Origin of the sequence: Moorena sp. SIO3H5 (genome assembly GCF_010692395.1) — a bacterium.
Taxonomy (GTDB): Bacteria; Cyanobacteriota; Cyanobacteriia; order Cyanobacteriales; family Coleofasciculaceae; genus Moorena.
Window position 1 is genome coordinate 1 of record NZ_JAAHHS010000531.1, and the last position, 4361, is coordinate 4361.

A 4361-nucleotide genomic window follows, 5' to 3' on the forward strand; every position below is an offset into this window, starting at 1 on the left:
CCTGATCTGTCTCAAGCACTGCCCACCCTACATGAAATCTCCCCATCTCCCCATCTCCCCACACTCCCCACACTCCCCACACTCCCCACACTCCCCACACTCCCCAAACCTCCCCATCTCCCCATCTCCCCATCTCCCGAAACCCCCGCCCCCTGGTAACTTTCACTACCATTGCAGAAAAATTATAAAGTTTTGTAAATAGCTGCGTAACTTCTCTGAGTGACCCAGACATCTTAATAGAACAACTTGGAACAACAAGTTGAATCTTATCCCCCTTTTATAAAAGGGATGCAACAAAAGATTGTCGGGTAATGGTTAATCGATGCTCGGTAAGATTACCGCTATTATCACTTACCAATTACCAATTACCAAAAGGTAGTAAAACATTGTTGCAGGCTGACAGGATAATTGATATCCAAACCAAACCAAACATTACTGTATTCAAACTAAAAAAAATACCGGAGTTAGGCAAATGGCCCAATCTATTACTTTTACTCAAGACGAAATTCAAGCTTGGTTAATTGATCAGTTAGCTGAGCGTCTGGAAATGGAACCAGCTGATATTGATATTAATGAGCCGTTTGATAACTATGAATTAGATTCTAGCCAAGCTTTGATTTTGCTGGGAAGATTAGAAAAGTGGCTTGGACGTGAATTTAATCCAGTCTTAATTTTTAATTATCCAAGTGTTGAACAACTTGCTCAGCGCTTAGTTCAAGATTCCTAGGTTGAAGGATAAATCTGAGCATCCCAATTTGTAAAAAGTCTCATTAAAAAAATGCTGTTAATTATAGTATTTTAGTTGATTGGTAGCCTAGATTTACAGCAATGGGATGCTCTCCAATAACATTATTTTTGATTATTACATTCAAGTAATAAATAAATTAAGCAATGAATAATACTCAATTACAAGAATACGATGTTGTCATTATGGGTGCAGGCTTTGCAGGGGTCTGTCAAGCCCGACACCTACTTCTGAATATCCCTAATATTAAGATTGCCCTGATTGATCCTCGCCCAGAAGAAAGAACCGAGAAGGATCTAAAAATTGGCGAATCAATGGTAGAAATCGCTACTCTTTTCGTTTGTAAAGAGCTGGGTCTATATGAGTACATGATTGACAACCATCCGCCCAAATTTGGCTTAAGTTTCCATTGGCCAAAAGATCCAACTAAAACTGAAAGCACTGATGATTATTATCACATCTGGGCTAATCGGCAACCTCCCCTAGCTTCCTTCCAGATGAATCGGGCTAAATTCGAGCGGGATCTGCTCAAGATGAATAAGGCGATGGGAGCTATTTTCTACCAAGGTCGTGTGGTAGATGTGGATTTAACTCCCAAAGATGCTATCAAGACGGTTAAGGTCAAGAAAGTTGATGGTGAGTACATAGAACTTAAGGCAAAACATGTTATCGACGGGGCAGGTCGTAAATTTATTATTGGTCGCAAAACCGACAATGTTCTATTTGGACCAGACAATCTTTTTGGACTCAATACTGGTTCGGCATGGGTAAGGGTTAAAGGTGTAGATCGCACGATCTTCCATGATGGTTATGATCCCAATAGTATTACTTGTAGCCATTACTATGCCACTAATCATTGGTTTGGTCATGGTCACTGGCTGTGGATGATACCTACAGAAAAGGAATCCCAGGAAATATCCATTGGTATTGCTCAACATCGACGTGTCATTCCTGATAAAGAAATCAATACCAAGGAAAAGTTCTACGCTTTTTTGAAGGCAAATCACAACATGCTTTATCGGCTGGTTACAAGTGGTGAAGCTGTTGATTTTCACTATCTTCCAAGACCTTCCCACACCAGCAAAACTATGTTTTCTGAAGATAACTGGTACGTTCTTGGAGATGCTGCTTGTATTTTTGACCCCTTCTATTCCTTAGGAACAACCATGATTGCCTTTGCTATTGAGGGGGTTACAGAAATTATCCGAGCTAAACTCGCAGGGGAGTCCAATGCGGAAGAAAAACGCTCTGCTTACAATCAGTTTAACCTAACTTACACCAGATTCAACAACCACCTGATCAAATATCACGATAAGCATCTTGGTCACGCCAGTGTTATGAGTTGGCGCATTTACCAAGACTATATATGGTGGTTCGGTGTTATTGTGCCTATGTACCTGGGTAAATGGCATCTGGATTTAGATTTTATTCCCAGATATGTGAAAGGTCTTGAAGCTAACATGAATGGATACAGTGAGCATCTGTATCAACAATTCAATGAATTAGTGGAGCGTGGTGCCAATATTGGTTTTATGGACTGCTACCGTGGAGACCAATTAGTTTGGGGTTACAACACTCTTGAACATTTTGATGACTTTTTGGAGAACACTAAGCTTGAGCCTAAACGGTGCAATATCTTTGCTTCTATGAAATATACCAGTTTCTACAACACAATTTGGTATGCAAAGTTTCTCTGGAAAGGCTTTGGTTTGTCTGGGTTTATCGCTCCAAAAAATCTTTACTACTTATTCCAAAATCTAAACAATACAATCCAGATTGCTATAGGTGAAATAATCTATAAGCACTTCACCAAAGACTTACCTGCAAACAGTAAAATTGCCAAAATGCGCCAAGAATTTACCAGTTACGAGTACCGGGCTGAATTACAGCCGTGGATTAAAGAGGTAGCTTAGGTACCACTACAAAACTAAAGCGCTAGTCAAGAGGTAATTGGTAATTGATAATCGATAATTGGCTGACAGCACCACCTATTACCGATTACCTATCTTCTCATCCCCCCAGTATCAATACAAAAAGGATTTTTAACATGGAACCAATAGCAATAATTGGCATTGGATGTCGTTTTCCTGGTGCCGAAAATCCAGAGGCTTTTTGGAAATTATTATGTGATGGAGTCGATGCCATTAGTGAAATCCCCAAAACCCGTTGGGATCTCCGTGACTTCTATGATTCTGACCCAGATACTCCTGGCAAAATGAACTCTCGCTACGGGGGCTTTTTGCCCCAAGTAGACCAGTTTGACCCCCACTTCTTCGGCATTTCCCCCCGAGAAGCCACTGCCATGGACCCCCAACAACGGCTATTGCTAGAGGTAGCTTGGGAAGCCCTGGAAGATGCAGGACAGGTGCGAGACCACTTGGCTGGCTCCCGAACTGGAGTATTTGTGGGAATTTCCAACCATGATTACAGCTACACTCATCCAGATTATTCCATTGAGCCCCAAGGATACGATCTCACCGGTAATGCCTTGAATATTGCAGCTGGTCGCCTTTCCTATTTATTCAATTTTAAAGGGCCTGCGATCGCAATCGATACCGCCTGCTCTTCTTCAATGGTTGCAGTTCACCTGGCCTGTCAGAGTCTTTGGAATGGAGAGTCTACCTTAGCGTTGGCTGGGGGTGTGAATATTATCGTTTCACCCATTGGTCACATTGCCCTAAGTAAGCTAAAAGCTCTCTCTCCCGATGGTCGTTGCAAAGCCTTTGATGCCACAGCCAATGGCTACGTTCGCAGTGAAGGAGCAGGTTGCATTGTCCTCAAGCCCCTATCCAAAGCATTAGCTGATAATGACCCAATTTACGCCACTATCCGAGGCAGTGCAGTTAACCACGATGGTCGTAGCAAGGGATTGACTGTTCCCTATGGTCCAGCTCAAGAAGCACTAATCCGTCAAGCCTTAGACAATGCTGGGGTAGCACCTTCGGAAATTAGTTACATTGAAGCCCATGGTACTGGCACACCCCTGGGAGACCCGATTGAAATGATGGCTCTCGGTTCTGTGCTTGCTACTGATCGTCAGGAGGAAAACTATTGTGCTGTCGGAGCAGTTAAAACCAATATTGGTCATTTGGAAGCTGCTGCTGGCATTGCTAGTTTAATCAAAGTTGCCTTATCCCTCAAACATCAACAACTACCCCCCAGCTTGCACTTTGAAAACCCTAACCCCTATATTCCCTTCGATACTCTACCGCTACGGGTTCAGGAGAGGCTAAGTCCTTGGCCTGAGCAGTTTGGTTTAGCCAAGGCTGGGGTCAGTTCCTTTGGGTTTGCCGGTACTAACGCCCATGTGATCTTAGAACAAGCTCCTCAATCCTCCCAAGTCCCGGATCAGGCCAGACCCCTGAAGCCACCTTACTTACTACCGCTCTCAGCCCATAGTCCAGAAGCGGTAAAATCCCTAGCTAAGACTTATCAAGACTATTTAGCCACTCAAGACCTCAATCCTACTTTATTAGAGGACATTTGCTACACCGCTAGTGTCCGGCGCACTCACCATAAACACCGCTTAGCCCTAGTCGTTAATTCCCCTGAAGACGCGAAGGAGCGCCTGCAAGATTTACTCCAAGACGCCTCAGATCTTGACCTAGCTAGTGGA

Annotated in this window: 3 protein-coding genes; all 3 read left to right on the forward strand. The window is 43.3% G+C overall.

Annotated features, from left to right (window positions below; translation table 11 throughout):
* Positions 1-472 precede the first annotated feature (472 nt).
* Positions 473-727: an acyl carrier protein gene (locus F6K52_RS32925; RefSeq protein ID WP_293088793.1), complete on the forward strand. Its 255-nt coding sequence runs from the start codon at positions 473-475 to the stop codon at positions 725-727.
* Between the two features lie 164 nt (positions 728-891).
* A complete protein-coding gene (locus F6K52_RS32930) occupies positions 892-2658 on the forward strand; it encodes a tryptophan 7-halogenase (RefSeq protein ID WP_293088796.1) in 1767 nt (588 codons plus the stop codon).
* 134 nt (positions 2659-2792) lie between these two features.
* Positions 2793-4361 (forward strand): polyketide synthase (locus F6K52_RS32935; protein ID WP_293088799.1); only part of this gene is annotated, 1569 nt, incomplete at its 3' end.

Bases quoted from the DNA above. Each gene is read 5' to 3' on its own strand.
- F6K52_RS32925 (WP_293088793.1), top strand. From the start codon at position 473: ATGGCCCAATCTATTACTTTTACTCAAGACGAAATTCAAGCTTGGTTA.
- F6K52_RS32930 (WP_293088796.1), top strand. From the start codon at position 892: ATGAATAATACTCAATTACAAGAATACGATGTTGTCATTATGGGTGCA.